Annotated in this window: 1 protein-coding gene; it reads left to right on the top strand. The window is 54.7% G+C overall.

Features of this window, described 5'->3' with window-relative positions; all coding sequences use genetic code 11:
• On the top strand, positions 1 to 362 hold a 362-nt coding region (locus tag INF68_RS17885; RefSeq protein ID WP_227412897.1), incomplete at its 5' end, for an N-acetyltransferase.
• Positions 363 to 380: the final 18 nt, after the last annotated feature.

Here is a 380-nt window from a genome sequence, read left to right as displayed (position 1 = left end):
GGCGTGGAGCCTGGCCATGGCTGGACAGTGCAGACTGGCAGCTGGAAGACTTTGACGCGGCAACCCGTGACGAAGTGATTTGGGTTGCTGCACAGAACGGTCATCGCCTGGGTTTTGCCTCCGTCTGGACGAACGATAATTTCCTGCACAACCTGTTTGTCGATCCGCAGTATCAGAGCATGGGCGTCGGGCATGATTTACTTGAACACGTACAGGAAACGTTTACCAGTACGGGTTCGCTTAAGTGCCTGGTGAAGAATGCGCGGGCTATTGCTTTTTACCAGCGACACGGCTGGCACATTGAGGCGACGGGTGATTCTCCGGACGGAGAGTATTATTTGATGCACTATCGGTTGGGTTAAAGTCGGGTGGCGGCTTCG

Origin of the sequence: Enterobacter cloacae complex sp. P16RS2, from assembly GCF_014982155.1 — a bacterium.
In the GTDB taxonomy this organism is placed as follows: Bacteria; Pseudomonadota; Gammaproteobacteria; order Enterobacterales; family Enterobacteriaceae; genus Enterobacter; species Enterobacter cloacae_M.
Note: the sequence above shows the minus strand (reverse complement) of the source record. Positions and strands in the feature narration are given on the sequence as shown.